This is a genomic window from Limnospira sp. PMC 289.06 (genome assembly GCF_032350395.1).
Lineage (GTDB): Bacteria > Cyanobacteriota > Cyanobacteriia > Cyanobacteriales > Microcoleaceae > Limnospira > Limnospira platensis.
Window position 1 is genome coordinate 1 of sequence record NZ_JARPLC010000413.1, and the last position, 692, is coordinate 692.

Sequence of the window (692 nt, forward strand, 5' to 3'; positions counted from 1 at the left end):
GATTAGGGGTCGAGAATGGAGTCACCTCCATCCCCTCCCATTCAGAACCGTACATGAGACTTTCACCTCATACGGCTCCTAGTCTGACTATTCCATTGTTATGGACACAGCGTTGGCATTATCGAGCGCCGTCTTATCATCGCGGGTGTGGCGATGTAGCAGTTGAAGATTTTTGTATTCATCCTTTCCGCCTTGACTTCTAGGTACAATGTGGTCTACCTCAACTAATTCTGATGGGGTAAAGTATTGCCCACACCAGGTACATCTACCTTTTTGCTTTTTGAGTAATTTTGCTACCCTAATTGGCGTGTCGATTGCTTGTCCTTTCCTGGTTGCCCAATAAGTCCAATTTCCGTCATATGGTGTTGCGTCGGGGCGTATTAGGGTGTGTCTGACAATCGGAGTCCAGTTATGTTTCCATAGTTGGAATCCATCATTGGTCTTGAATAACCAAGATTCATGTCTTTCTTTCCCATTGCTAAGTTTAACCGTTCCATTTCTGAAATAGTTTCTAAGCTTATCATGGCTTGCCTCTCCGCATCTTGATACTGTCCATGCCCGTAACATTTGCCAGATTATATTGTCTAGTTTAGTGAAGGTCTCTGCTGAGACTACCGCTGAATAATAGTTTGACCATCCCCGAATAATCGGGTTTAGTTTACTAATCAGGGCTGACTGAGGTGCTGTTTTAT

1 protein-coding gene is annotated in these 692 nt (G+C 44.1%); it reads right to left on the minus strand.

Annotated features, from left to right (window positions below; genetic code table 11):
• Positions 1–87 precede the first annotated feature (87 nt).
• On the minus strand, positions 88–692 hold a 605-nt coding region (locus P5674_RS25515; protein ID WP_315643370.1), incomplete at its 5' end, for a group II intron maturase-specific domain-containing protein.